Source organism: Pantoea sp. Ap-870 (genome assembly GCF_011752515.1).
Taxonomy (GTDB): Bacteria; Pseudomonadota; Gammaproteobacteria; order Enterobacterales; family Enterobacteriaceae; genus Pantoea; species Pantoea dispersa.
Genome location: NZ_VWXG01000012.1, coordinates 70,703 through 95,253 on the forward strand (window position 1 = coordinate 70,703; position 24,551 = coordinate 95,253).

General features: G+C 57.6%; 23 protein-coding genes. 7 read left to right on the forward strand and 16 right to left on the reverse strand.

Annotated elements, in window-relative coordinates; translation table 11 throughout:
• Positions 1-2: 2 nt before the first annotated feature.
• From F3J41_RS21960 to fdnG, 5 genes are all read right to left on the reverse strand, one after another.
• On the reverse strand, positions 3-614 hold the full coding sequence (locus F3J41_RS21960; protein WP_021506859.1) for a glutathione S-transferase: 612 nt from the start codon (positions 612-614) through the stop codon (positions 3-5).
• Positions 615-745: 131 nt separating this feature from the next.
• Positions 746-1,672 (reverse strand): formate dehydrogenase accessory protein FdhE, encoded by a 927-nt coding sequence (fdhE, locus tag F3J41_RS21965; protein WP_058770768.1) that lies wholly within the window; start codon positions 1,670-1,672, stop codon positions 746-748.
• On the reverse strand, positions 1,672-2,313 hold the full coding sequence (fdoI, locus tag F3J41_RS21970) for a formate dehydrogenase cytochrome b556 subunit (RefSeq protein WP_031279592.1): 642 nt from the start codon (positions 2,311-2,313) through the stop codon (positions 1,672-1,674). The genes fdhE and fdoI overlap by 1 nt, the downstream gene beginning before the upstream one ends.
• Positions 2,313-3,212, reverse strand: a complete 900-nt coding sequence (fdxH, locus tag F3J41_RS21975; protein ID WP_166712447.1) for a formate dehydrogenase subunit beta — start codon at positions 3,210-3,212, stop codon at positions 2,313-2,315. The genes fdoI and fdxH overlap by 1 nt, the downstream gene beginning before the upstream one ends.
• A 12-nt stretch (positions 3,213-3,224) precedes the next feature.
• Positions 3,225-6,272: a formate dehydrogenase-N subunit alpha gene (gene fdnG / locus F3J41_RS21980; protein WP_081049407.1), complete on the reverse strand. Its 3,048-nt coding sequence runs from the start codon at positions 6,270-6,272 to the stop codon at positions 3,225-3,227.
• Positions 6,273-6,415: 143 nt separating this feature from the next.
• Between fdnG and fdhD the strand changes: the two genes are divergently transcribed.
• Positions 6,416-7,246, forward strand: coding sequence for a formate dehydrogenase accessory sulfurtransferase FdhD (fdhD, locus tag F3J41_RS21985; protein WP_058770769.1), 831 nt, complete (start codon positions 6,416-6,418; stop codon positions 7,244-7,246).
• A gap of 204 nt (positions 7,247-7,450) precedes the next feature.
• Positions 7,451-8,566 (forward strand): glycosyltransferase family 9 protein, encoded by a 1,116-nt coding sequence (locus F3J41_RS21990; protein WP_152390315.1) that lies wholly within the window; start codon positions 7,451-7,453, stop codon positions 8,564-8,566.
• Between the two features lie 39 nt (positions 8,567-8,605).
• Here the strand turns inward: F3J41_RS21990 and F3J41_RS21995 are convergent, their stop codons facing one another.
• Complete coding sequence (locus F3J41_RS21995) at positions 8,606-9,379, reverse strand: DeoR/GlpR family DNA-binding transcription regulator (RefSeq protein WP_021506851.1); 774 nt, start codon at positions 9,377-9,379, stop codon at positions 8,606-8,608.
• A 173-nt stretch (positions 9,380-9,552) separates the two neighbouring features.
• Here F3J41_RS21995 and F3J41_RS22000 point away from each other — a divergent pair, with 173 nt between their 5' ends.
• The gene (locus F3J41_RS22000; protein WP_166712449.1) at positions 9,553-10,893 is read left to right on the forward strand and encodes an aspartate aminotransferase family protein; all 1,341 of its coding nucleotides are present in this window, start codon (positions 9,553-9,555) and stop codon (positions 10,891-10,893) included.
• A 92-nt stretch (positions 10,894-10,985) separates the two neighbouring features.
• Here F3J41_RS22000 and alsE read toward each other — a convergent pair whose 3' ends face one another.
• From alsE to F3J41_RS22020, 4 genes are read right to left on the reverse strand one after another with little or no spacing between them, the layout of a single operon-like run.
• Positions 10,986-11,666 (reverse strand): D-allulose 6-phosphate 3-epimerase, encoded by a 681-nt coding sequence (gene alsE / locus F3J41_RS22005; RefSeq protein ID WP_166712451.1) that lies wholly within the window; start codon positions 11,664-11,666, stop codon positions 10,986-10,988.
• Positions 11,667-11,715: 49 nt separating this feature from the next.
• Positions 11,716-12,978 carry a PTS ascorbate transporter subunit IIC gene (locus F3J41_RS22010; RefSeq protein ID WP_058758148.1) on the reverse strand — a complete coding sequence of 421 codons (1,263 nt, stop codon included), beginning with the start codon at positions 12,976-12,978 and terminating at the stop codon, positions 11,716-11,718.
• A gap of 35 nt (positions 12,979-13,013) precedes the next feature.
• Entirely contained in the window at positions 13,014-13,280 is a 267-nt protein-coding gene (locus F3J41_RS22015; RefSeq protein WP_021313417.1) for a PTS sugar transporter subunit IIB, read from the reverse strand.
• Positions 13,281-13,299: 19 nt separating this feature from the next.
• The gene (locus F3J41_RS22020) at positions 13,300-13,740 is read right to left on the reverse strand and encodes a PTS sugar transporter subunit IIA (RefSeq protein WP_021506847.1); all 441 of its coding nucleotides are present in this window, start codon (positions 13,738-13,740) and stop codon (positions 13,300-13,302) included.
• A 312-nt stretch (positions 13,741-14,052) separates the two neighbouring features.
• Here F3J41_RS22020 and F3J41_RS22025 point away from each other — a divergent pair, with 312 nt between their 5' ends.
• From F3J41_RS22025 to F3J41_RS22035, 3 genes are all read left to right on the forward strand, one after another.
• Complete coding sequence (locus F3J41_RS22025) at positions 14,053-15,078, forward strand: LacI family DNA-binding transcriptional regulator (RefSeq protein ID WP_058770772.1); 1,026 nt, start codon at positions 14,053-14,055, stop codon at positions 15,076-15,078.
• Positions 15,079-15,236: 158 nt separating this feature from the next.
• Positions 15,237-15,854, forward strand: a complete 618-nt coding sequence (sodA, locus tag F3J41_RS22030) for a superoxide dismutase [Mn] (protein WP_021506845.1) — start codon at positions 15,237-15,239, stop codon at positions 15,852-15,854.
• A 177-nt stretch (positions 15,855-16,031) separates the two neighbouring features.
• Positions 16,032-16,994: a VirK/YbjX family protein gene (locus F3J41_RS22035; protein WP_058775583.1), complete on the forward strand. Its 963-nt coding sequence runs from the start codon at positions 16,032-16,034 to the stop codon at positions 16,992-16,994.
• A gap of 6 nt (positions 16,995-17,000) precedes the next feature.
• Here F3J41_RS22035 and F3J41_RS22040 read toward each other — a convergent pair whose 3' ends face one another.
• From F3J41_RS22040 to priA, 6 genes are all read right to left on the reverse strand, one after another.
• The gene (locus tag F3J41_RS22040; RefSeq protein WP_021506843.1) at positions 17,001-17,363 is read right to left on the reverse strand and encodes a YibL family ribosome-associated protein; all 363 of its coding nucleotides are present in this window, start codon (positions 17,361-17,363) and stop codon (positions 17,001-17,003) included.
• Positions 17,364-17,511: 148 nt separating this feature from the next.
• Positions 17,512-18,846: an HslU--HslV peptidase ATPase subunit gene (gene hslU / locus F3J41_RS22045; RefSeq protein ID WP_021506842.1), complete on the reverse strand. Its 1,335-nt coding sequence runs from the start codon at positions 18,844-18,846 to the stop codon at positions 17,512-17,514.
• Between the two features lie 11 nt (positions 18,847-18,857).
• Positions 18,858-19,388 carry an ATP-dependent protease subunit HslV gene (hslV, locus tag F3J41_RS22050; protein WP_031279590.1) on the reverse strand — a complete coding sequence of 177 codons (531 nt, stop codon included), beginning with the start codon at positions 19,386-19,388 and terminating at the stop codon, positions 18,858-18,860.
• Between the two features lie 142 nt (positions 19,389-19,530).
• On the reverse strand, positions 19,531-20,433 hold the full coding sequence (ftsN, locus tag F3J41_RS22055) for a cell division protein FtsN (RefSeq protein ID WP_072209006.1): 903 nt from the start codon (positions 20,431-20,433) through the stop codon (positions 19,531-19,533).
• 153 nt (positions 20,434-20,586) lie between these two features.
• On the reverse strand, positions 20,587-21,624 hold the full coding sequence (gene cytR / locus F3J41_RS22060) for a DNA-binding transcriptional regulator CytR (protein ID WP_021506839.1): 1,038 nt from the start codon (positions 21,622-21,624) through the stop codon (positions 20,587-20,589).
• Positions 21,625-21,790: 166 nt separating this feature from the next.
• The gene (gene priA / locus F3J41_RS22065) at positions 21,791-23,989 is read right to left on the reverse strand and encodes a primosomal protein N' (RefSeq protein WP_166712453.1); all 2,199 of its coding nucleotides are present in this window, start codon (positions 23,987-23,989) and stop codon (positions 21,791-21,793) included.
• Positions 23,990-24,265: 276 nt separating this feature from the next.
• Here priA and rpmE point away from each other — a divergent pair, with 276 nt between their 5' ends.
• Complete coding sequence (gene rpmE / locus F3J41_RS22070) at positions 24,266-24,481, forward strand: 50S ribosomal protein L31 (protein WP_021506837.1); 216 nt, start codon at positions 24,266-24,268, stop codon at positions 24,479-24,481.
• The last annotated feature ends 70 nt before the right edge of the window (positions 24,482-24,551 follow it).

A 24,551-nucleotide genomic window follows, 5' to 3' on the forward strand; every position in this document is an offset into this window, starting at 1 on the left:
ACTTAGTGGGTGGGCGGAACCGTACGGGCAAAGCTTTCCCGCTCGAACAGCGTTTCTGCCAGTTTAACCAGCGCCGGGCGATTGACGCACCAGTTGGGCAGCACGCGGCGAAAATTGAGATAGCCCAGGGTGCAGCCGGTGGCGATATCGGCGAGGTTGAGCGTGCCGCTGTTGAGCAACTCGCCCTGCGCGGCGGCGGTTTCCAGCGCGTCGAGGCCGCGCGCGATTTTCTCGCGATTACGCAGCAGCACCTCTTCCGATTGCCGATCGCCGGGACGCATCTGTTCGCGCACGATCATCACCGCCGCATCATTGATGCCGTCGGCCAGCTTCTCCAGCTGGCGGATCTGCAGGGCGCGCAGTGCGTCGTCGGGCAGCAGGGCAGGCGCATCGCCACGCAGCTCAATCACCTGAGCAATGATCGAGGAGTCAAACCAGGTCAGCTGCTGGTCATCTATGAAGGCCGGCACTTTACCCAGCGGATTGTACTGCGGGACGTGGCTGTCAGGCTCCCACGGAGAGTGGTTGACGAATTCAAACACCAGGCCCTTTTCCAGCAGGATCACTGAGATTTTGCGCACAAACGGGCTGGTATAGCTGCCAATCAGTTTCATCAGATGTCTCCGTTGCGATAAATGCCAGGCTCCACATTGTAGCGGCGCGATTTATCGCGCAGGGTTTGATGGTGCAAAACCGCGCGATAAATCGCGCCGCTACAAATCGCAGAATGAGTAAATTTACTGCATCAATCCCCGGGAAACATAAACGGATTCAGGCTGCTGCGCGCGAATCCTTCCTGCTCCATGCGGGCATCCAGCACCAGCGAGGCGAGATCGTCGGCCACCGGTTCCAGCGCCGGATCTTTCTCCTGGTATAGCATCTTCAGATAGGTACCGCAGTCGCCGCAGCTTTCGGCTTTCACGGCAGCCTGCTCGCTGTCCAGCGACCAGTAATGCAGATCGCGCGTTTGCTCGCAGTTCGAGCACTTGCTGCGCACCACGTACCACTCGCTTTCGCACAGATTACAGTGCAGATAGCGCAGACCCTGCTGGCCAACGTCCATGTGCACCACGCTGGCGACCGGCACACTGGCACACACCGGGCAGAACTGACGATGCTCGCCATATTCGGCCCGCGCTTTGCCGGGGATCATCGCCGCCATCTGCGCCCAGTAAATTGACAGCGCCGCCCAGATGAACGGGGCTTTATCACTGCTGACCTGGGCGAATTCGCCTTCCAGCAGCGCGCTGGCAAGGGTTTCCAGCTCGGTGGACGAGGCCTTCTCCAGATTCTCCAGCACCGCCAGCGCCTGGCCGCTCATCTCTGGCTTCAGCTCGGCGATCAGCGAATGCAGCAGCCGCTGCCAGTGCACATCGCGCGGATAAGTGTGGATATCCAGCGGCGGTTTGCCCTGCTGCGCGCTCTCGGCCAGCCGCTGATGCAGATCGATCTGCAGCGGATGGTCATACAGCACGATTTCCTGGGCCTGCGCGATCACCGCGGCAAAACGCAGGTAGTCGCCCAGCGGATTTTTCGCCGCCAGATCACGCAACCGCGCCGCACGGCGGCTGTAGAGATTTTTCAGCCGGGGGAAAAGTAACGGCGGAACTTGCTCCGCCGTGTTCTTTTCGCTCTTCTCCAGCTGCTCCTGCGGGATGATGCGAATACTCATCAGGGACGTTTTTCCTGTTGTGTTTGGCGTTGGCGCTGCTCGCGATACCAGCGTGGGTGATGTTTCTTCGCCCACGCGGCCGGTACCCAGCCCTCAACCATGGCGGTAATGGTGCCTTTCACCCACAGGGCGGCATAAATATGCACCATAATCGTCATGATCAGTGCCACAGCCGAGACCGAATGCACCACCAGCGCGGCGCGAATCAGCGGAATGGTGAAGTACCCGGCGAACCAGGGGCGCCAGATGACAATTCCGCTCGCCAGCAGCAAGACTAAGCTGATGATAGCAGCCCAGAACACACACTTCTGCCCGAAGTTGTATTTCCCGGTATCGCCCACCTCTTCATTACGCACGATTTTGCGGATATTTTTCGCCCATACCAGATCGTCGCGCTGGATAAGATTGTGCTTCCAGTAGCGTAAGAACATGATAATAAAGGCTGCAAACATCACCACGCCGACGAACGGGTGCAGAATACGCGCCAGCTGTGGCGTGCCGAGCACATGCATCAGCCAGTTAAACGACGGGAAAAAGAAACCCAGTCCGCTGAGCGCGGCAAACACAAAACAGAACGCGACAATCCAGTGATTGATGCGTTCCGGCGCGCTGTAGCGCACCAGACGATCGCGCTTTTTCATCATTCGCGCTCCTCTTTTTCATGCAGGTTTTCGTCGTCGTCCTCTTCCACCCGGTTCGGACCGACACCAACGTAGTGGAACACCGCGGCGGCGAAGGTGGCGGCAAAGCCGATAGCAGCCAGCGGTTTCCAGATGCCTTTCCAGAAGGTGACCGCCGGGCTGATGCTCGGGTTGGCCGGCAGGCCGTGATACAGCTGCGGTTTGTCGGCGTGGTGCAGCACGTACATGACGTGCGTGCCGCCGACGCCAGCCGGATCGTACAGCCCGGCGTTGGCATAGCCGCGCGTGTTCAGCTCGGCGACGCGATCGGCAGCCAGCTGCTGCATATCGCTTTTGCTGCCGAAGTGAATCGCCCCGGTCGGACAGGTTTTCACGCACGCCGGTTCCTGACCGACGTTGACGCGATCGACGCACAGCGTGCATTTATACACGCGGTTGTCGTCTTTATTCAGCCGCGGCACGTCAAACGGACAGCCGGCGATGCAGTAGCCGCAGCCAATGCACTGTTCCGACTGAAAATCGACGATCCCGTTCGCGTACTGAATAATCGCGCCTTCCGACGGACAGGCTTTCAGACAGCCGGGATCGGCACAGTGCATGCAGCCATCCTTGCGGATCAGCCACTCCAGCTTGCCGTTCTCCTCGACCTCCGAGAAACGCATCACCGTCCAGGATTTGGCGGTCAAATCCGCCGGGTTGTCATACACCCCGACGTTATGACCGACCTCGTCGCGGATGTCGTTCCACTCTGAACACGCGACCTGACACGCCTTACAGCCGATGCAGGTGGTGACGTCGATCAGTTTCGCCACTTCCTGCTGATGGTCACGCGCCTGCGGGGCAGGCGTGAAACCATTGGTGGCGGAGCGGCGGATAATGTCTTGCGATTGATAAGCCATCTTCGTTCTCCGTTACACCTTCTCGACGTTAACCAGGAACGCCTTAAACTCCGGCGTTTGCGTGTTGGCGTCACCGACAAACGGCGTCAGGGTATTGGCGATAAAGCCTTTTTTCGCCACGCCCTGATAGCCCCAGTGAATCGGGATGCCAATGGTATCGACAGTTTTGCCATCGACGTTGAGCGGACGCAGGCGCTTGGTGACCACCGCTTTGGCTTTGATATAGCCGCGGTTGGAACTCACCTTCACCGTATCGCCCTGGGCGATGCCGAGCTTGTTCGCCAGCTTCTCGCCAATCTCCACAAACTGTTCCGGCTGCGCGATGGCGTTGAGCAACGCGTGTTTGGTCCAGTAGTGGAAATGCTCGGTCAGACGATACGTGGTGCCGACATACGGGAACTGCTCCGCTTTGCCCATCGCCGCCAGATCGTCTTTGAACACGCGCGCGGCCGGGTTAGAGACCACGTCAGGATGCAGCGGGTTGGTGCCGAGCGGCGTTTCAAACGGCTCGTAGTGCTCCGGGAACGGTCCTTCTGCCATTTTGTCGATGGCGAACAGGCGGCCCATGCCTTCCGGCTGCATGATAAACGGCCCGACGTTACTGCCCGGCGCGGCCGTGCTGTAGTCCGGAATATCCATACCGCCCCACTTGCTGCCATCCCATTTGAGGATCTGGCGTTTCGGATCCCACGGGTTGCCCTGCGGGTCGGCGGAGGCGCGGTTATACAGGATGCGGCGGTTCAGCGGCCACGCCCAGCTCCAGTTCAGCGTATTACCCAGCCCGCTCGGATCGGTGTTATCGCGGCGCGCCATCTGGTTACCGTCCGGTGTCCAGCTACCGGCGAAAATCCAGCAGCCGCTGCTGGTGCTGCCGTCATCTTTCAGATGAGCAAAAGTGCTGAGCTGCTGGCCTTTTTTCACCAGCAGCGTGCCTTTGTCATCGTAGATGTCCGCCAGCGCTTTGCCGTTGCTCTCCATCGCCACCTCTTCCGAGGCCGGATTGTCGGGCGTCAGGTAGTTCCAGGTCATGTTCAGTACCGGCTCTGGCTGTGCACCGCCTTCGCGCGCATACATCTCACGCAGGCGCAGATAGATACCGGAGAGAATTTCACCGTCGTTGAGCGCTTCGCCCGGCGCATCCTGACCTTTCCAGTGCCACTGCAGCCAGCGGCCGGAGTTGACGATTGAGCCGTTCTCCTCGGCAAAGCAGGTTGACGGCAGACGGAACACTTCGGTCTGAATCTGCGCCGGATCGACATCGTTAAACTCGCCGTGATTTTGCCAGAAGGTCGAGGTTTCGGTGTTGAGCGGGTCGATGGTGACGAGGAACTTCAGCTTCGACAGCGAATCGATCACTTTGCGCTTGTTCGGGAACGACGCCACCGGGTTAAAGCCCTGGCACAGATAGCCGTTGACCTTGCCCTGCGACATCATCTCGAAGTACTGCAGCACGTCGTAGCCTTTGTCCCACTTCGGCAGCCAGTCAAAGCCCCAGCTGTTCTCCGCCTGCGCTTTATCGCCAAAGAAGGCTTTCATCATGCTGACGAAGAATTTCGGGTAGTTGCCCCAGTAATTCACCTGGCCCGGCAGCGTCGGCTTCGGCGTGTTCGCCGCCAGATAGCTGGTGAGATCGGTCTGTTTTTCCGACGGCAGCGTCATATAGCCCGGCAGGCTTTGCGACAGCAGGCCGAGATCGGTCAGACCCTGAATATTGGAGTGTCCGCGCAGCGCATTGACGCCGCCGCCGGCCATCCCCATATTGCCCAGCAGCAGCTGAATCATCGCCATGGTGCGAATGTTCTGCGCCCCGACGGAGTGCTGTGTCCAGCCCAGCGCATACAGGAACGAGGTGGTGCGGTCGCGCGCGCTGGTTTCGCCAATCAGCTCACAGACGTGCAGGAAATCCGCCTTTGGCGTGCCGCAGATGCGCTCGACCATTTCCGGCGTATAACGGCTGACGTGCTGCTTCAGCAGATTCCAGACGCAGCGCGGATGGCTCAGGCTGTCATCGCGTTTGGCAAAGCCGTCGTCGCCCAGCTCGTAGTTCCAGCTGGTTTTGTCATATTTGCGATTGGCTTCGTCGTAGCCGCTGAACAGGCCGTCGTCGAAATGGTAATCCTCCCGCACGATCAGGCTGGCATTGGTGTACGCCTGCACATATTCATGCTGGATTTTGTCATTCTGCAGCAGCCACAGCAGTACTCCCGACAGGAAGGCAATGTCGGTGCCGGGGCGGATAGGCGTGTAAAAGTCTGCCACCGATGCCGTGCGCGTGAAGCGCGGATCGATAACAATCAGTTTGGCTTTGTTGTGAATTTTGGCTTCCATCGCCCAGCGGAAACCGACCGGATGCGCCTCAGCAGCGTTTCCGCCCATCACCACAACCAGATTGGCATTACGGATGTCGACCCAGTGGTTGGTCATCGCACCGCGACCAAATGTTGGAGCAAGACTTGCTACCGTTGGTCCGTGTCAGACGCGTGCCTGGTTGTCGACCGCCAGCATACCGAGCGATCGGGTAAATTTTTGCGTTAAGTAGCCGGTTTCGTTGCTGGAGGCCGAAGCGCACAGCATGCCGGTGGAGAGCCAGCGGTTTACCGTCACGCCGGCGGCGTTCTGCGCGATAAAGTTGGCGTCGCGATCGGCTTTCATCAGCTGCGCGATGCGCGTAAAGGCGTCATCCCAGCTGATGCGCTGCCATTTGTCGGAGCCTGGCGCACGGTATTCCGGATATTTCAGACGGCTGTCGCTGTGTACAAAATCAAGCAGGCCCGCGCCTTTCGGACAGAGCGCGCCGCGGCTCACCGGATGGTCCGGATCCCCTTCGATGTGGAAAATGGTCTCTTTGGCGTTTTTCGCGCCATCGCCGAGGCTGTACATTAACAGGCCACAGCCGACTGAGCAGTAAGTGCAGGTATTACGGGTTTCGCGGGCACGCAGCAACTTATACTGCCGTGTTTCCGCCAGCGCGGCTTCCGGCGTAAAGCCGAGCAGTGCTGCCGTGGTTCCTGCCATACCGCCAGCGCAGATCTTGAAGAATTTTCTTCGGCTGACGTTCATGGGTAATCCTTGAGTCGACATTGCTGTAATAATTTTTTTGCGCTGGATGGAGCCGGGGTTCAGAATGGCTCCACGCAGGATTGCGTCAAAAGCGACCTGATATTACCACTACTTTAATGTGGTTGTTATGCGAGACGAGAGAAGTGAAAGCGAAACAGCAAAAAAGTAACCAGAATGTGAATGAGATCGCAGGACTGAGCCAGACCACCGTATGGCAGCGCCACGCGATTACTGAAGCGGAAAGCGACTGGCTGGCGCAGGAAGTGCCGGTGGCGCTGGTCTACAACGGCATTTCACACGTGGTGATGATGGCGACGCCGGATAATCTGCAGGCTTTTGCGCTCGGTTTTTCGCTCTCCGAAGGCATTATTGAGCAACCCGGCGAGATCTATGGCATGGATGTGGTGCCGGGCTGCAATGGGTTCGAAGTGCAGATCGAACTCTCCAGCCGGCGTTTTATGGCGCTGAAGGCGCAGCGTCGCGCCATGGCGGGCCGCACCGGTTGCGGCGTATGCGGGGTGGAGCAGCTGGATCAAATCGGCAAGCCGGTGCAGCCGCTGCCGTTTACGCAGACCTTCGATCTGGCCTGCCTTGATAACGGGCTGGCACAGCTGCGCGATTTCCAGCCCATCGGCAATCTGACCGGCTGTACGCACGCCGCCGCGTGGATGTCGCCGCGGGGCGAACTGCAGGGCGGCTGCGAAGACGTGGGTCGCCACGTGGCGCTGGATAAGCTGCTGGGTCAGCGCAGCCAGCAGCACTGGCAGCAGGGTGCGGTGCTGGTTTCCAGCCGCGCCAGCTATGAGATGGTGCAAAAATCTGCCATGTGCGGCGTAGAGATTCTGTTTGCCGTCTCGGCCGCCACCCAGCTGGCCGTTGAAGTGGCCGAGCGCTGTAACCTGACGCTGGTCGGTTTTTCTAAACCGGGACGCGCCACGGTGTACAGCCATCCGCAGCGTCTGATTAACGGTTGATGTGCGGTACATGCCGGGGATTTCATCGTTCGCGGCGTGCGGCGTACCGGGATGTGTCAGGCAATCTTTTATTACGCTGCGCTTTTCTGGTTAGCCTGCTAAATAATATGCATGCAATAGTTTTTAATGTGACATTCTTTTTGATAGGAATGAAGAAGTTGATGCGCTATCATTAACGTCTCAATCAATAATAATATATCCATTATGGCTTTAATTAAAAAGCTGCGGCAGCTGAATCGCAGGCGTAATTATTTAAAGAAAGAGATTAAATATTCTCTTGATCTTTATTTTGCAGCAAGGAAATGGAAAAAGTCTTCATGCCACAAACAGAATAAACAGGATATCAAATCCATTCTGCTGGTTCGCAATGAAGGTAAAATCGGCGATGCCATTGTTTCTACGTGTTTTCTCAGAGCGCTGTTTGAAGCCGGGTATCGTGTAGATATTCTGGCGGTAAAGGAGAATGAGAGCCTTTTCCGGCATAACCCGTATATTCACAACATCTATCTCTCGGACAGTTTCAGCGATTGTCATCAGCGCGATAAATATGACACCGCCATCGGGAGTGAGGTCGTGACCCTCCTGAGAGACAATGCTTACGATTTATTGATCGATACGGCTATCTGGCAAACCGCGCTGTATATGCCCAAAATGATTGCCGATATCAATCCTAAAATGACGCTGGGTTTCAACAAGCCTGGCTGGCTTAAACCTTACGATATCAACATTCAGTTCGATCACCTTAATAACCACGTTAAAAATATCTATCGTGCGGTTCTTGACTATCTTCAGGTTGAGACGGTTGATGGACTGAATTATGAAATATTTTACCCTGAGCGAATTGATGCCGAAATTCACCAGTCCGGCATGTTTTCCGCTGATGAGCACAATATTTTAATCAATATTTATGCCAGTCATGCCGATCGTGACCTCTCTGAGCAGCAGCTGAATGAGCTAATCGGGGCGATTGTCAGGCACAATGCGGCCACCAATATCGTGGTGCTCGATCACAAAGGCGCGCTGGAACAGGCGTCGCTGCACCCCGCGAAGTTATACCGCGTTCCCTCGCTGTATCACGCTTTCGCTGCGGTTAAGCAAAGTGATTGCGTGATTACTCCCGATACCGCCGTGGTGCATATCTCGGCGGCTTATAACAAAGCACTGGTTGGCATCTATCAGGACTCACTGAAAAATAATCAGCTGTGGTCGCCTGGCTACAGTAACGGCCATCAGATATTTTCCGATGAGTTTGTTTTTAAAAATGACGGACGGCTGGTTGAGAAAATAAGCCAAAAAATCCACACGCTGGTTCAGCCATAATCGATGAGGTCACCGTGCCGTCAGTACGGTGACCGTGCCTTACACCACCTGCACCGCTAACGCCTGCTGCAGAGCGTTGAGCGCACCGGGCTTTGCCGCGCCGCCGTCGCAAATCAACAGATCGATATCGCCGACAGGGGCGTACTGGGTACGGCTGATCACGCCGAGTTTGCTGTGATCCGCCAGCAGCAGGGTGCGGCTGGCCTGCTGTACCATGGCGTGCGCGATGGCGGCTTCATGCGGATGGAAGCTGCTGGCGCCGTTTCGGGCATCGATGCCGACCGGTGACAGCAGCGCCACGTCGGCGCGATATCGATAAATTTCCCCCACCGTCATTTCTCCCCGCGTCTGCTGCGCGCCGGCCATCATCATGCCGCCCAGCAGCAGCACCTGGTTATTCAGGGTTTCATGCTCTTCGGCCGCGCTGAGCGCCAGTGCCGCCTGCAGACTGTTGGTGATGATGGTCAGGCCGGACATGGTGCGCAGCTCTTCAGCCAGCAGCGTGGTGGTGGTGCCGGCATCGAGGAACAGCGTCTGGCCGGGCTGCAGATGTTGTACCGCCGCGGCGGCAATCGCGCGTTTCTCTCTGGCCTGTGCGTTACGGCGCACCTGCAGCGGCGGCTCCGGCGGGCTCTCCAGCGCCACCAGACCGCCATGTACGCGGCGCGCCAGCCCCTGCGCCTCAAGCGAAATGATATCGCGCCGTGCCGTTTCCCGTGAAATGCCCAGCTCTTTGATGATGCGTTCAGTGCTGAGCTGATGTTGCGTGCTCAGCAGCGCGCGGATGCGATGTAAACGGGTTTCCTGCAGCATGACGTTTCCCTGTGGCAGAGCGAAGCTGGGCCTAAGCTTACCTGAGTGTCATCGTGGCGTCATGTGTATTTGGTTGTATTTGTGTATTTGGTTGCATTTTTCACTAAAGCAGGCATGATGTTCGCAGAGATCAGGCTGCAAACACCCCTTTCACCTTCGCAACGGGAGTTACCATGGTTACACGTTCCACCATCATGGATACCAACAGTTTTCGCGCCGAACACGCCGACGCGCTGGATCCGGCCACCCGCACTCTGACGGACAAGCGCAGCAAAGTGCTGGGCGAATCGTATCGTCTGTTTTATCGCAAGCCGGTGCATCTGGTGCGCGGCGAAGGGCAGTATTTGTGGGATGCGGCGGGTAACAAATATCTGGATGTGTATAACAATGTGGCGAGCATCGGCCACTGCCATCCGGCGGTCATTGAGGCGGTGAATCAGCAGATGAAGATGCTGAACACGCACACGCGTTATCTGCACGAGCGCATTCTTGACTACAGCGAAGCGTTGCTGGCGACCACGCCGGAAGCCATCGACCGCGCCATGTATATGTGTACCGGCTCAGAAGCCAACGATTTGGCGATTCGCGTGGCGCGCGCCTGGAGCGGCGGCACCGGCATTATTGTCTCGCAGGAGGCGTACCACGGTACCAGTGATTTGACCTCTGGCGCGTCACCGGCGCTGGGTAGCGGTCAGCCGCTGGCACCGACCACCCGCCTGGTGCCACCGCCGGATGCTTATCGTGTCGATGCGCCCGACCTCGGGGCATGGTTCGCCGATCAGATACAGCAGCAGATTGATGACATGAAAGCGCACGGCATTAAATTCGCCGGTTTCCTCGCCGACTCGATCTTCTCCTCCGACGGCGTGCTGCCTAATCCGCGCGGATTCCTGCAGCAAGCGGTGGATGTGGTGCATGCTAACGGCGGCATTTTTATCGCTGATGAAGTGCAGCCCGGCTTTGCCCGCACCGGCGATGCCTTCTGGGGCTTTGCCCGTCACGGCGTGGTGCCGGATGTGGTCACCACCGGTAAGCCGATGGGCAACGGCATTCCGGTTTCCGGCCTGCTGGCGAAAAGCGACGTGCTGGCGGCGTTCAGCGATGAGATCCCTTACTTCAATACCTTCGGCGGTAACCCGGTGGCGATGGCGGCTGCGCAGGCGGTGCTGACGGTGATTCAGGAAGAAGGGCTGCAGGAGCACAGCCGTGTGGTCGGCGCACAGTTGCTGGCGGAGCTGCAGAAGCTGATGGATCGCCATGACTGCATTGGTGATGTGCGCGGTGCCGGGCTGTTTATCGGGTTTGAGCTGGTGCAGGATCGCAGCAGTAAGATGCCGGACAAAGCGCTGGCGCTGGATTTGATCGAGAAACTGCGCGATCACCATGTGCTGACGTCGGTGGCCGGGCCGTACGGCAACGTGCTGAAACTGCGTCCGCCGCTGGCGTTCCAGAGCGGTGATATCGACTGGCTGGTGGGAGCGCTGGATAAGTCGCTGACCGAGCTGGGGCGTTAATTATTCAGATATCAGGTCGCCATGAATGGCGACCCTTCAGCATAATGTGCCAGATGCGCGTTGATGCGCATCTGGCAGGGCGTGAAAGGACATCACGCTGTGGCAGTTTCCTGCGCAAAAATCTGCTCCATCTTCTGCCACGCCTGCGCCACATCATCGTCGAGATTGAACAGGCCGGAGGTGCCGACAATAAACACGTCGACGCCCGAGGCGGCAATCTGCTTAAAGGTGCGCGCATTGCACGACCCATCGATTTCGGTCAGATAGTGATAACCGTGCGTTTCCCGCATAGCGATCAGCTGGCGAATTTTGTTCAGCGTTTCCGGAATAAATTTCTGCCCGGCGAAGCCGGGATCGACCGACATCACCGTCACTTTATCCAGCAGATGCGCATATTCACGAATGCTGTCGGCTGGCGTAGCCGGATTCAGCACCACGCCGCAGCGACGGCCGGCCTCTTTAATTTGCGTCAGCAGACGGAAAATTTTGTTATTCGCCGTCTCCGGATGGAAACTGATAATATCCGCGCCGGCGTCAATGCACATCGGAATAATATCTTCCGGGTGGTTCACCATTAAATGCACATCAATCGGCACATCGGTAATTTTACGCAGGTTCTCAATAAAGAACGGCGACAGCGTAATATTCTTAACATAGCTGCCATCCATAATATCGACATGATAGAACGAGGCGCTGGCGTTCATCGCTTCGATCTGCTCGCGGAAGCGGGTCAAATCCATGCACATCAGGGACGGTGAAAAGCGGGCGTTCATGCTGATTTCCTCATTACGCAAACAGCGCCCGCAGGCGCTGTCTGTGACATCAATGGAAGAACGAAATAATATGGCCGAGCACAATGCCGACGATACCGAAGTCCGCATCACCAAAGGTGGTGGACGCGAAGCCAAGGTCACCCATCAGCGGCAGCAGAATGGCGGGCAGGAAGGAGATCAGCAGCCCCTGAACAAAGGAACCGATGATGGCACCGCGCCGTCCGCCGGTGATGTTGCCGTAGACGCCAGCGGTCGCGCCGCAGAAGAAGTGCGGCACCAGGCCCGGCACAATCACGCTCAGACCGAACAGCGGGCACAGGAACATGCTGATCAGCCCGGCGGCGAAGCTGCACAGGAAGCCGATGATCACGGCGTTCGGCGCGAACGGGAAGACCGTCGGGCAATCCAGCGCCGGTTTAGCGTTTGGCACCAGTTTATCGGCGATGCCTTTGAACGCCGGGACGATCTCGGCAATCACCATGCGTACACCGGCAAGAATGATGTAAACGCCCGCAGCAAAGGTGATCGACTGGATAATGGCAAAGACGATGAAGTTCTGGCCGCCGCTCACCTGGCTTTCGGTAAACTCTTTACCGGCGACCAGCACCAGCGCGACAAACAGAATCATCATGGTTAGCGAAATTGCCACGGACGAGTCGCGCAGGAAGTTGAGGGTTTTCGGTACTTTCAGCTCTTCAATCGACGGGCTGCCTTTGCCCACCGCTTTGCCGACCAGCGCCGACAGCAGGTAGCCGGTGGAGCCAAAGTGGCCCAGCGCCAGATCGTCCGAATTGGTAATTTTGCGGGTGAACGGCTGCAGAATCGCCGGACATACCACCATCATGGTGCCGAGAATCAGCGAACCGATCAGCACCAGCCAGAAGCCGTGCACGCCGCCCACTGACAGGATCACCGCCAGCATGGCTGACATATACAGCGTATGGTGCCCGGTCAGGAAGATGTATTTCAGCGGCGTGATGCGCGCCAGCACAATATTCACCAGCATACCGAACACCATGATCATCGCGGTTTCGGTACCGTAGTTTTTCTGTGCCAGCGCGGCCATTGCATCAGTATTCGGCACTACGCCCTGAATATTGAACGAGTGCTCGAATAGCTGGCTGAAGATGGTCAGGGTGGCCGCAATTAAGTTGGCCCCGGCGATAAGAATAACAAAACCCATGATGGTTTTTAGCGTACCGGAAATCACATCGGATACCGGTTTCTTTTGCAGTAATAAACCAATCAGGGAAAAAAGGCCGACAAGTATAGCGGGTGTTCCAAGAACATCCTTAATTATAAACTGCAGCATAAATTACTCCGTGTGAGTAAATTTCGTCGGGTCAATTACAGGTTGTCGGCGAGAATTTCTTTGATTCTGGCGTTATCCAGTAAATTGCTCAGGCCAAATACCTGTGCGCTGTGGCTCGACAGCTGGTCAGCGATATCTTTAGCGCTGATGATAATATCGGCCTGCTCAGATTTGGCAGAGGTTAAATCGGTATGACCCACTTCAGCCTCTTTACCCAGCTCCTTAATAATTTTCTTCACGTTCATTTCCACAATGAAGCTGCTGCCTAAACCGTTTCCACACACAATCAGTACTTTTTTCATTTTCAGGTTTCTCTGGTGATTAATCTTTAATGACAGCTTCAATCGCTGGCAGGGTCGATGCCGACAGCAACTGCTGCAGGCGGGATTCGTCGCTGAACACCTCAGCCAGCGCGGTGATCATCTGAATATGATCGTCGCCAGACAGGGCGCACAGCATAATAACGACAAATACCGGGTCGTTTTCATCGGCGGCAAAATTCACGCCTTGTTTTACATGCAGCAGCGACAGGCCGTTTTTGCGCGCACCCTGTTCCGGACGCGCATGTGGCATCGCCAGACCCGGCGCCAGCACATAATAGGGCCCCAGCTCAGCGTGCGAGGTAAAGATCGCATCCAGATAAGCCGGGGTAATTGCCCCCTCCGCCAGCAGCGGCTCGGCCGATAAACGCACCGCTTCCTGCCAGTCGCTAACGTCGTCTATTACCCGGATATGTTGCGGTGTCAGCCATTGAGTGAGCATCAGTAATTCCTGTTTATTCGTCGATGCGGTGCACTGTAGGTGATTTTATCGCCTGGGTTCTGTGATGTTGCTCGCAAAAGTTAGCGCTAACACGAGTGATGTTAAAAAGTGTGTTAGCGATAACATTTTTGCGCGCGCGGTTTGTCACGCTGAGGCCGGGGTGACATGCTCAGGCCAGCGAAAATCACGCAGCCAATGAGACATGCCCGATTCTGTGGTTTTTAACATGGCACCAATTTGCTTTTGGTTTTAAGCTGCGTGCGGATAAATCGAGCGCTACCCGGAACCAGCAGGGTAGAGACAGGAGAACGCATGACAGAAAAACGACGGCGCAGTACCGGCAAAAGCACGCTGGCCGATGTTGCCCGTTTGGTCGGTGTCAGCGCCATGACGGCGTCGCGCGCTTTGCGTATGCCGGAGAAAGTGTCGCCCGAAATTCGCGCAAGGATCGACGCGGCCGTCGCGGAACTGGCCTATGTGCCCAACGTGCAGGCGCGTAACCTGGCGTCGGCCTCGTCGCGGCTGATCACCATGGTGGTACCCTCTTTTGCTACGCCGGGCAGCGCGATTGTGTCAGAGGCGCTGCAGGGGGTGCTGCGGCCGCAGGGCTATAACATGATGCTGGCCGAAGCCAATCATTCGGCGGCGGAGGAGAGCGAGCTGATCGAGATGCTGCTCTCTTACAACCCGGCCGCGATGGTGCACTTCAATTTCGACAATGCCGCCGAAGCGCAGCGCCTGCTGAGCAATTCCGGCCTGCCGGTGATGGACATCGGCGGCGTGCATCAGGATTCTGCCGGCATTAGCATCGGCGTGGACTATGCGAAAGCCATTCGCCAGCTGGTAAACAGCCTGGTGGAGCGCGGCTATCGCCATCCCGGCCTGCTGTGCACACAAACGCACAGCACTATTTTCCGTCAGCTGCTCAACGGCTGGCACAGCGGGATGCTGGCGCTGAATCTGGCACCGCACCGCGTAGTGACCTCACCAAAAATGCCCACCTTTGCCGCCGGCCACAGCCTGCTGGCAGAGATCCGTCTCACCTGGCCGGAACTGGACGTCCTGATCTGTACCAGCGATGAAGTGGCGTGCGGCGCCATCATGGCCTGTCACGCGGCCGGCGTCTCAGTGCCCAGCCAGCTGGCGATTGCCAGCATCGGCGGTGGCCCGCTGGCGGCGGTATGTTCGCCGCCGCTGACCAGCATTGTGCTGCCGTACGAGGAGATGGGGCGCATGGCCGGTAAACGCCTGCTGGCGGCGCTCAACGGCGACGAGCCGCCTGCCATCAATGAGTTGCCGGTGCAGCTTAAGCTGCGCGCCAGTACACACAAGGTGTAGCCGTGTGTGCGCACCTTTTGCCAGATTGATCAAATCCTTATCATTACTAAGGCATTGATAACCCTTTTCCGGATCATGATTTTAACTATAATGATCCGACTGCTTATGCGGCACACCAGCAAGGTTGTGCTGCCAAACACTAAATGGAGAGGAAGAACATGAGTTATTCACTGCCATCCCTGCCGTACGCCTACGACGCACTGGAACCGCACTTCGACAAGCAGACGATGGAAATCCATCACACTAAACATCACCAGACCTACGTTAACAACGCCAACGCGGCGCTGGAAGGTACCGAATTCGCAAACCTGCCGGTTGATGAACTGATCACCAAACTGGATCAGCTGCCAGCAGACAAAAAAGGCCCACTGCGTAACAACGCTGGCGGCCACGCTAACCACAGCCTGTTCTGGAAAGGCCTGAAAACCGGCACCACGCTGCAGGGCGACCTGAAAGCGGCAATCGAAAAAGATTTCGGTAGCGTTGAGAAATTCCAGGAAGAGTTCGAGAAAGCGGCTGCGACCCGTTTTGGCTCTGGCTGGGCGTGGCTGGTGAAAAAAGGCGACAAGCTGGCGGTCGTTTCAACCGCTAACCAGGACAACCCACTGATGGGCGAAGCCATCGCCGGCGTGTCTGGTTTCCCAATCATCGGTCTGGATGTGTGGGAGCACGCTTACTATCTGAAGTATCAGAACAAGCGCCCTGACTACATCAAAGCGTTCTGGAACGTGGTGAACTGGGACGAAGCAGCGGCACGTTTCGCCTCGGCAAAATAAGTTCTGGCTTACGCTATGTGAATAACCGGTGCCTGCGTGCACCGGTTTTTTTATCGCCATCCTAAACCGCAGCTCAACAAACTCCACGTCATGACCAGGCTAAAGTGGTTATTAACGCGCCGTTGATAATTTGGGGCATACAGTAGCCTTCAGTTATCTCGCGACGTAAAAATAATCATGTCTATTATTACACATTCTGAGCCGGACTCCGTTTCGTCGGCCGCGCTGTTTATACCTTTAGTCAGTGGAAAGCTGCGGCCAAATAAGCTGTGGAATAGCCAGCAATTTCGACTGAAATTTGCCTTAAGGTCAGCGGTATTTCCACTGACCACTTTTAATTATCTCCATCAGCTGGCCAAACTCTCTTTTCTGCCGCAGCTGTTAAACAGCCAGGGCTTACTGCCGGCTAAGCCGCATCGTCCCTATTTGCGCGCCGGTTTCAGCGTGGCGCAGCGTGCGCAGGCGATTCTCGATCATTATCAATTGATGGATAAGCTGGCGAATAATCAGCTGCGCCAGTTGCTGCTGAGCCCGAGCGGTAATCTTCTTGCCCGTTTCACCGGCAAAAACGAGGAGCAGTTTGCGCTTTATTGCTGCTCCGGCCATTACGACCGGGAAGGGGAAATTACGCTGCTGCTTAATTATCAGGACATGACGCTGGCCTCGCTGTCATTCTCTATTATTCAGGAGCAGCAGCAGTGCACGCTATTAATTGGGGGCTTGCAGGGGCCGCGGAAACATATTTCCAGTGACGTTATTCGCGATGCCACCAAAGCCGCGCACGGCGTATTTCCCAAGCGTCTGCTGATGGAAGCGGTATTTATTCTGGCGGCACAGTGCGGCGTACAGGCCATTACCGCGGTTGGCGATACCACCCATGTTTTCCGCAGTCTGCGCTACCGTCACAGCAAAGGTGACAAATTCTTTGCCAGCTATAGCGAGTTCTGGCTGTCACTGGGCGGGGAAATGCGTGGTGATGAGTTGTTTACGCTGCCACTGAGCATGGCACGTAAAGATCTGGAAGAGATTGCCAGCAAGAAGCGCGCGGAGTATCGCCGCCGCTATGCCTTGCTGGATACGCTGGCGCAGCAGGTGCTGCAGGCTGCCGGGGCAGAACGCGACGTGGCCCACGCCGCGTAACGGCAATCAGAACGGCTGCTTGGCGTAGCCGGTCATCACCTTCAGCCCCATCTCGCGTCCCAGCGCGGTCATCGGGTGTACCACCACCAGGCCGCGCACGCTTTTCTTCAGCGCGCCCATGTTCGCCTGCTCTTTTTTGGTGATTTCACGGCTGAACGGCAGCTTTTTCAGCTGCTGGGCTTCTTTGCTCAGCTTCTCTTCGCGCACGTTGCGCAGACGCTCAATTTCCTGCACCAGCGTCTCTTTCTCTTTCAGCAGCGCGCCAAGCTTTTCGGCATCGCCCGCTTCCAGCAGCTGCGGTTCTTTGCGATTCAGCGCGTCCAGTTGGTCGCTGAGACGTTTAATCTCGGCTTTTTCTTGTTCTTTCATTGGGAAAACTCATTAAGGAAAACAGGCAAAGGATACATCAAATCCGCCCGCTTTTGCAGCGCAGCGACAACAGAGGCAACGGGATAATCGGGTGCAGCGGGCGGGCGGGCAAAAAAATACCCAGCGCAAGGCTGGGTATTGACTGGAATTACAGAATGAAGCGGCTGAGATCTTCGTCGGCCACCAGTTCATCCAGATGCTGACCAACGTATTCGGCATCGATGGTGATCGATTCGCCGTGGCGATCGCTGGCGTCGTAGGAGATGTCTTCCATCAGACGCTCCAGCACGGTGTGCAGACGACGTGCACCGATGTTCTCGGTGGTTTCGTTCACCTGCCACGCCGCTTCGGCGATGCGACGGATGCCGTCTTCGGTGAATTCAACGTTAACGCCTTCGGTGCCCATCAGCGCTTTGTACTGTACTGTCACGGACGCGTTCGGCTCGGTCAGGATGCGTTCGAAATCATTGACCGTCAGCGCCTGCAGCTCAACGCGAATCGGCAGACGACCCTGCAGCTCCGGAATCAGATCCGACGGGCTGGCCACCTGGAACGCGCCGGAGGCGATAAACAGGATATGGTCAGTTTTGACCATGCCGTGTTTGGTGGACACGGTGCAGCCTTCCACCAGCGGCAGCAGATCGCGCTGTACGCCTTCACGTGACACATCCGGGCCCGACGACTGGCCGCCGCGCTTACAGATTTTGTCGATTTCGTCGATGAACACGATACCGTGCTGTTCAACCGCGTCGATGGCGTCCTGTTTCAGCTCTTCCGGATTCACCAGCTTGGCCGCTTCTTCTTCAATCAGCAGCTTCATCGCGTCTTTGATTTTCAGCTTACGCGGTTTCTGCTTCTGGCCGCCGAGGTTCTGGAACATCGACTGCAGCTGGCTGGTCATCTCTTCCATGCCCGGAGGCGCCATGATTTCAACGCCCATCGGCGCAGCAGCCAGATCGATCTCAATCTCTTTGTCATCCAGCTGGCCTTCGCGCAGTTTTTTGCGGAACGACTGGCGCGCAGCGGACGGCTCAGCGCTCTGCTCCGGCTGGCCCCAGTTGTTTTTCGCTGGCGGGATCAGCACATCCAGAATGCGATCTTCTGCCATCTCTTCGGCGCGATATTTGTTTTTCTCGATCGCCTGGCTGCGCACCATCTTGATGGCGGAGTCCGTCAGATCGCGAATAATCGAATCCACTTCTTTCCCGACATAGCCCACTTCGGTGAATTTGGTGGCTTCAACTTTGATGAACGGCGCATTGGCCAGCTTCGCCAGACGGCGGGCGATTTCGGTTTTACCGACGCCGGTCGGGCCGATCATCAGGATATTTTTTGGGGTCACTTCATGGCGCAGCTCTTCGTCAAGCTGCATGCGGCGCCAGCGGTTACGCAGCGCAATGGCGACCGCTTTTTTGGCGCCGTCCTGGCCGATGATGAAGCGGTTAAGCTCGCTGACAATCTCGCGTGGAGTCATCTCAGACATGGTTTTGGTCCTTACGCCTTAGACGGTAATTCTTCGTAGTTAATGTTGTGGTTGGTGTAGATGCAGATATCACCGGCGATATTCAGCGCTTTGGCTACGATATCGTGCGCACCCATCTCCGTGTTCTCCAGCAGCGCGCGGGCGGCTGCCTGGGCGTAAGGCCCGCCGGAACCGATGGCAATCAGGTCATTTTCCGGCTGAATCACGTCACCGTTACCGCTGATGATCAGCGAGGAGTTCTCATCGGCAACCGCCAGCAGCGCTTCAAGGCGGCGCAGCATCCGGTCAGTACGCCAGTCTTTCGCCAGTTCGACCGCGGCTTTCACCAGATGGCCCTGATGCATCTCCAGTTTGCGTTCGAACAGTTCAAACAGGGTAAAGGCATCTGCGGTGCCGCCAGCAAAGCCCGCGATCACTTTGTCGTTGTAAAGACGACGCACCTTTTTAACATTGCCTTTCATTACGGTATTGCCGAGCGTCGCCTGGCCATCACCGCCGATCACGACCCGGCCGTTGCGTCGTACACTTACTATTGTTGTCACGGGCAGACCCCTTGTTGCAGTGGAAAAAAGACACCGCGCAGCGGGCGCGGCGTATCATGCAACCAGATATGGGGTAATCCTGTGGGGTTTCAACCCCCGGCAATATCTGATGCTGCAAATTGCCGGGGGCGAGCAGGGAGGATTAAGGCAGGGCGAGCGGGATACAGCTGCTGTGGCCGGAGCTGTGCAGGCGCTTCACGGTGCTGTCTGCGCTGCTGCGGTCTTTAAACGGCCCAATCACCACGCGATTCCAGCCGCCGCCAGTCGTGATGCGGCTTTCGAAACCTTCAAACGCCAGACCGGCGCGTACCGATTCCGCCTGATCGGTGCCTTTAAACGAGCCACACTGCACCATCCAGCGCTGGGTGCTCGCTTTCTCTTCCGTTTTGGCTTTGGCGCTCTCCTGCGGCTTCGCCGGCTCGCGAGTGATCGGCGCGGCCTGTTGCTGCTGCTGGCGTGCCGCCTGCTGCTGCAATTCCTGCTGGCGTTGCTGCTGCAACTGTTGCTGACGCTGCTGCTGCTGTAACTGCTGCTGCTGACGCTGCAACTGCTGTTGTTGCTGTTGTGCCTGCTGCTGACGCTGCAGCGTTTGCTGGCGCTGAGCCGGGGTTTGTTCGTTCCACGGCACTTCATTCAGCTGGGTTGGCTGCTGGCGCATATCGGCCTGCATCTGCTCCAGCAGCTGACGCTGTTCGTCGGTCAGCTGGGTTTGCGACTTGATTTCGCCACCGGCAGACGGCTCGGTGGGCGACGGCACGGTCACCTGACGATTTTCCAGCTCTTTGATGTACTTCCAGCGCTCTTCCGGCTTCGGCGGCAGGCCATTACCGTTGGCTTTATGATTCGGAATCACCGGTGTTTCTTCTTTTTTGTGATGCGAGATGAACCATAAACCACCGGCAAAGGTCACCAGCACTGCCACGGCCAGTACTATCATCAGCTTTGAAGTGCCGGAGCCGCCTTTGCTTTTCTTGCTGCGGCCTGCGGGTTTTTTGCGACGCGTCCCTGTTGAACGCCCGCGGCCTACGTAATCTCTCTGTGCCACTTTCGTTCTGATACCCTTCAAAAAAATGCCACTGGGCGTGTAAATGGGGTGTTAATTTTGCCCGGCAAGGAATGCGTCATGTTACTCAAGGGCTGGAACTTTGACCAGCACAGTCTGCCTTCAGAATCTGCTGAAAATGCAGGGTTCCCGCATTCATTTTTCGCGTTTTGCTGCCGGTGCAGTACTGCCGCGGACGCGGAGTTCGGCGTCGAGCAGGCGTGAACCGTTATTGACCCGTTTGCCCTGCAGCTCATCCAGCAGCAGCAGCATCGCTTCGCGGCCAATGGCAAAACGCGGCTGTGCCACGGTGGTCAGGGGCGGATCGTAGTATTGTGCCAGCTCGATATCATCGAAGCCGACCACCGACAGATCCTGCGGAATACGCATTCCCAGCTTACGCGCCTGGTTCATCGCGCCCAGCGCCATCAGATCGCTATGGCAGAACAGGGCTTTCGGCGGCTGCGGCAGGCTCATCAGCTGCTTCAGCGCGCTGGCACCGGCTTCAAAGGTGAAGTCGCCGTGCACAATCAGCGTGGGATCGATGGCGATATTGCTGCGGCGCAGCGCCTGGATGTAGCCCTGCAACCGATACTGGCTGAGCGGGATATGTTCCGGTCCGGTGATGCAGGCGATCTGCCGATGGCCCAGCTGTAACAGATGATTCACCGCTTCAAAGGCCGCGGTCAGGTTATCGATATGCACCGTGGGCAGCGCCATCTCCGGCGCGAACTCGTTGCCCATCACCATGGGCGGCAGATTACGCTGATCTTCAATGCCGGCGTCAAACGGCAGCTGCGAACCCAGCAGTACCATGCCGTCAATCTGGCGCGTCAGCATCAGGTTAAGGAAGGTTTTCTCCTGCTGATCCTGATGCGCGCAGTCACCAATCAGCACCAGATAGCCTTCCTGCGCGGCGGTCACTTCCACGCCGCGGATAATCTCGCTGAAGAAAGGGTCACAGATGTCCGGCACAATCACCAGAATGGTTTGCGTGTCGCCGCGTTTGGCGTTGCGCGCCAGACCGTGCGGCGCATAGCCGACGGCCTGCACCGCCTGTTCCACTTTCTGCCGGGTCGCGGCGGAGACTTTTTCCGGATTCATCAGCGCGCGCGAAACCGTGGCGGTGGAGACGCCAGCCTGCTCGGCCACATCTTTCATGGTGGCTGCCGATGAGGGTTGCTTCTGATCCAACGTTAACTCCTGACGCGGTACAGCGCATAGATATTCACACATAGCCGGCCCAGTGCCGGGACGGGCACTATTGTTAACCCAACGCCGTGTGAGGTTGTTACTTAATTTGCATAAAAATTGTGACTTGTGCGACTTTTTTCGATCTGGCTCGCAGATGTGGCGCGGCTTAACTCTCGGTGGGGTCGATATCCAGCGTCCATTTGACTTTGCGCGCGGCGGGCAGGGTGGTAACCAGCGGCAGTGAACTGCTCAGCAACTGCTGCAGCCGCTTGCGCGACGGATGCTGTAGCAGCAGTTGCCAGCGCCAGCGTCCGCTGCGCTTCGGTGCCAGCGCCGGCACCGGCCCCATCAGCCACATCGCTTCATCTTTAAGCGGGCTGGCTTCCAGCAGGTTACGCAGCTGAGTAAGGAACTCCGCCGCCTGCGCGTTATCCAGATCTTCAGCGCGAAACAGTGCGTGGCTGGTCCACGGCGGTAGCTGCACTGACTGGCGCTCCAGCAGCGTCTGATCGGCAAACGCAAAATAGCCGCGATGCAGCAGCGTTTGCAGCAGTGGATGTTCCGGATGGTGCGTCTGTAGTAGCACTTCGCCCTGCTTACCGGCGCGGCCGGCGCGGCCGGCAACCTGCGTATAAAGCTGGGCAAAGCGCTCGGCGGCACGGAAATCGGCGGAAAACAGCGCGCCATCGACATCCAGCAGCGATACCAGCGTCACGTCCGGGAAGTGATGGCCTTTGGCCAGCATCTGCGTGCCGACCAGAATGCGCGCCCCGCCGCGATGCACATCGGCCAGATGCTGTTCCAGCGCGCCTTTGCGGCTGGTGGTATCGCGATCGATGCGCGACACCGGTACGCCAGGAAACAGCGTGCTGAGCTGCTGCTCCAGCTGTTCCGTGCCCACGCCGACCGGCAGCAGATGGGTGGAACCGCAGCCCGGACACTGATGCGGCAGCGGACGCTGGCTGTCGCAGTGGTGACAGCGCAGCTGACGATGCTGCTGATGCAGCGTGTAATAACTGTCGCAGCGCTGACACTCCGCCAGCCAGCCGCAGTCGTGGCACATCAGCGCCGGCGAAAAGCCGCGGCGATTGAGAAACAGCAGAACCTGATTATCCGCCTGCAGGTGCTGGCGCATCCTGGCCAGCAGCGCTGGCGCGAGACCGCCTTTCAGCTGCTGCCCCTTGAGATCGATTAGCTGCTGCAGCGCCGGTTTGGCGTTACCGGCACGTTTGGTCAGGTTGAGCTGGCGATATTTACCGACACGCACGTTGTGCAGCGTCTCCAGCGCTGGCGTCGCCGAGCCCATCACAATCGGCACATCTTCTTCGTGAGCGCGGAATACCGCCAGATCGCGCGCCTGGTAGCGCCAGCCCTCCTGCTGTTTGTAGGAGCTGTCGTGTTCTTCATCGATGATGATCACGCCCGGCCGCGCCAGCGGTGTGAACAGCGCGGATCGTGTGCCGATAACAATGGCGGTCTCGCCGCTGCGCGCGCGCAGCCATACCGCCAGACGCTCGCTGTCATTAAGCGCCGAGTGCAGCACATCAATTGGCGCATCGAAGCGTTCACGGAAACGGGCGATAGTTTGCGGCGTCAGGCCAATTTCCGGCACCAGCACCAGCGCCTGTTTGCCGCGTGCCAGCACATTCTCCAGCACGCTGAGATAGACCTCGGTTTTACCCGATCCGGTAATGCCTGCCAGCAGCCACGCGGTGTAATGTTCATCCTCGCTGCGAATGGCGCCCACCGCCATCGCCTGATCGGTATTCAGCCGCAGCCGTTCACCTTTCACCGCGAAACTGGTGCGCCAGTCGTGCTGCTGTGGCGCATGTTCGCGCAGGTCGCACAGGCCTTTGGCACGCAGCGCCTGCAGCGCGGCATCGGTAAAATCCTGCTCGCCGATCTGATGCCGATACAGCGGCCGCTGACGCAACGCCGCCAGCGCCTGCTGCTGTTTCGGCGCGCGCTTCAGGCTTTCCAGCGCCACTTCGCGCCCGGCTTCGTTCACTACCCACTGCCACAGCGGCGCTTCCTGGGCCGGCTTGCCCTGACGCAGCAGCACCGGCAGCGCATGGCTGAGCACTTCGCCGAGCGGAGAGTGATAGTAGCCGGCGGCCCAGTTGAGGATGCGCCACAGCGCGGGTGAGAACAGCGAGCGGTCGTCGAGCAACGCATCAATCTGCTTCAGCTGGGCAAGGGGGAGATCGCTGGTGGCGCGCGTGCTAACCACGATGCCCGTCATTTTCCGGTTGCCGAACGGTACGCTGACGCGCGCGCCGGCCACCGGCTGCGGCGCATCGGCGGGCAGCAGGTAGTCAAACAGGCGAGGCAGCGGAACGGGCAGGGCAACCTGAACAACGGGCATGTCGATCTCTATCCGGTTCTGTAAAAAGGAGAAGTAGTGTACACGCTGGCGTCACCCCCGTCATACTTCAGCGCGCGGCGGCGCTGGCTGCAGGCGTTTATCCGGAGTGGCTGAGCGCGGCGCATTGCGCGGATTTGATCAATGCGCTCATTTTCTGTATACTATGCCGCCTTTGATGAGATGACTCGTCAAAGATACACCATTTATTAACCGCGTGTGGTGCTGTGCAGGTTCGCCTGGCACGGAGAGCGACACGGCCTTTTATGAGGTTCTCCCATGAAACAAGGTATTCACCCGAAATACGAAGCTGTGACCATCACCTGCTCTTGCGGCAACGTGATCAACACCCGTTCAACCATGACTGGTACCCTGAACCTGGACGTGTGCGGCAAATGCCACCCGTTCTACACCGGTAAGCAGCGTGTTGTTGACTCTGGTGGTCGTGTTGATCGCTTCAACAAGCGTTTCAGCATCCCAGGCAGCAAGAAATAAGATTATTTGCCGGCGAATCTTCACTATTCGGTTGCAAGAAAAAACCCAGCCTCGGCTGGGTTTTTTTATT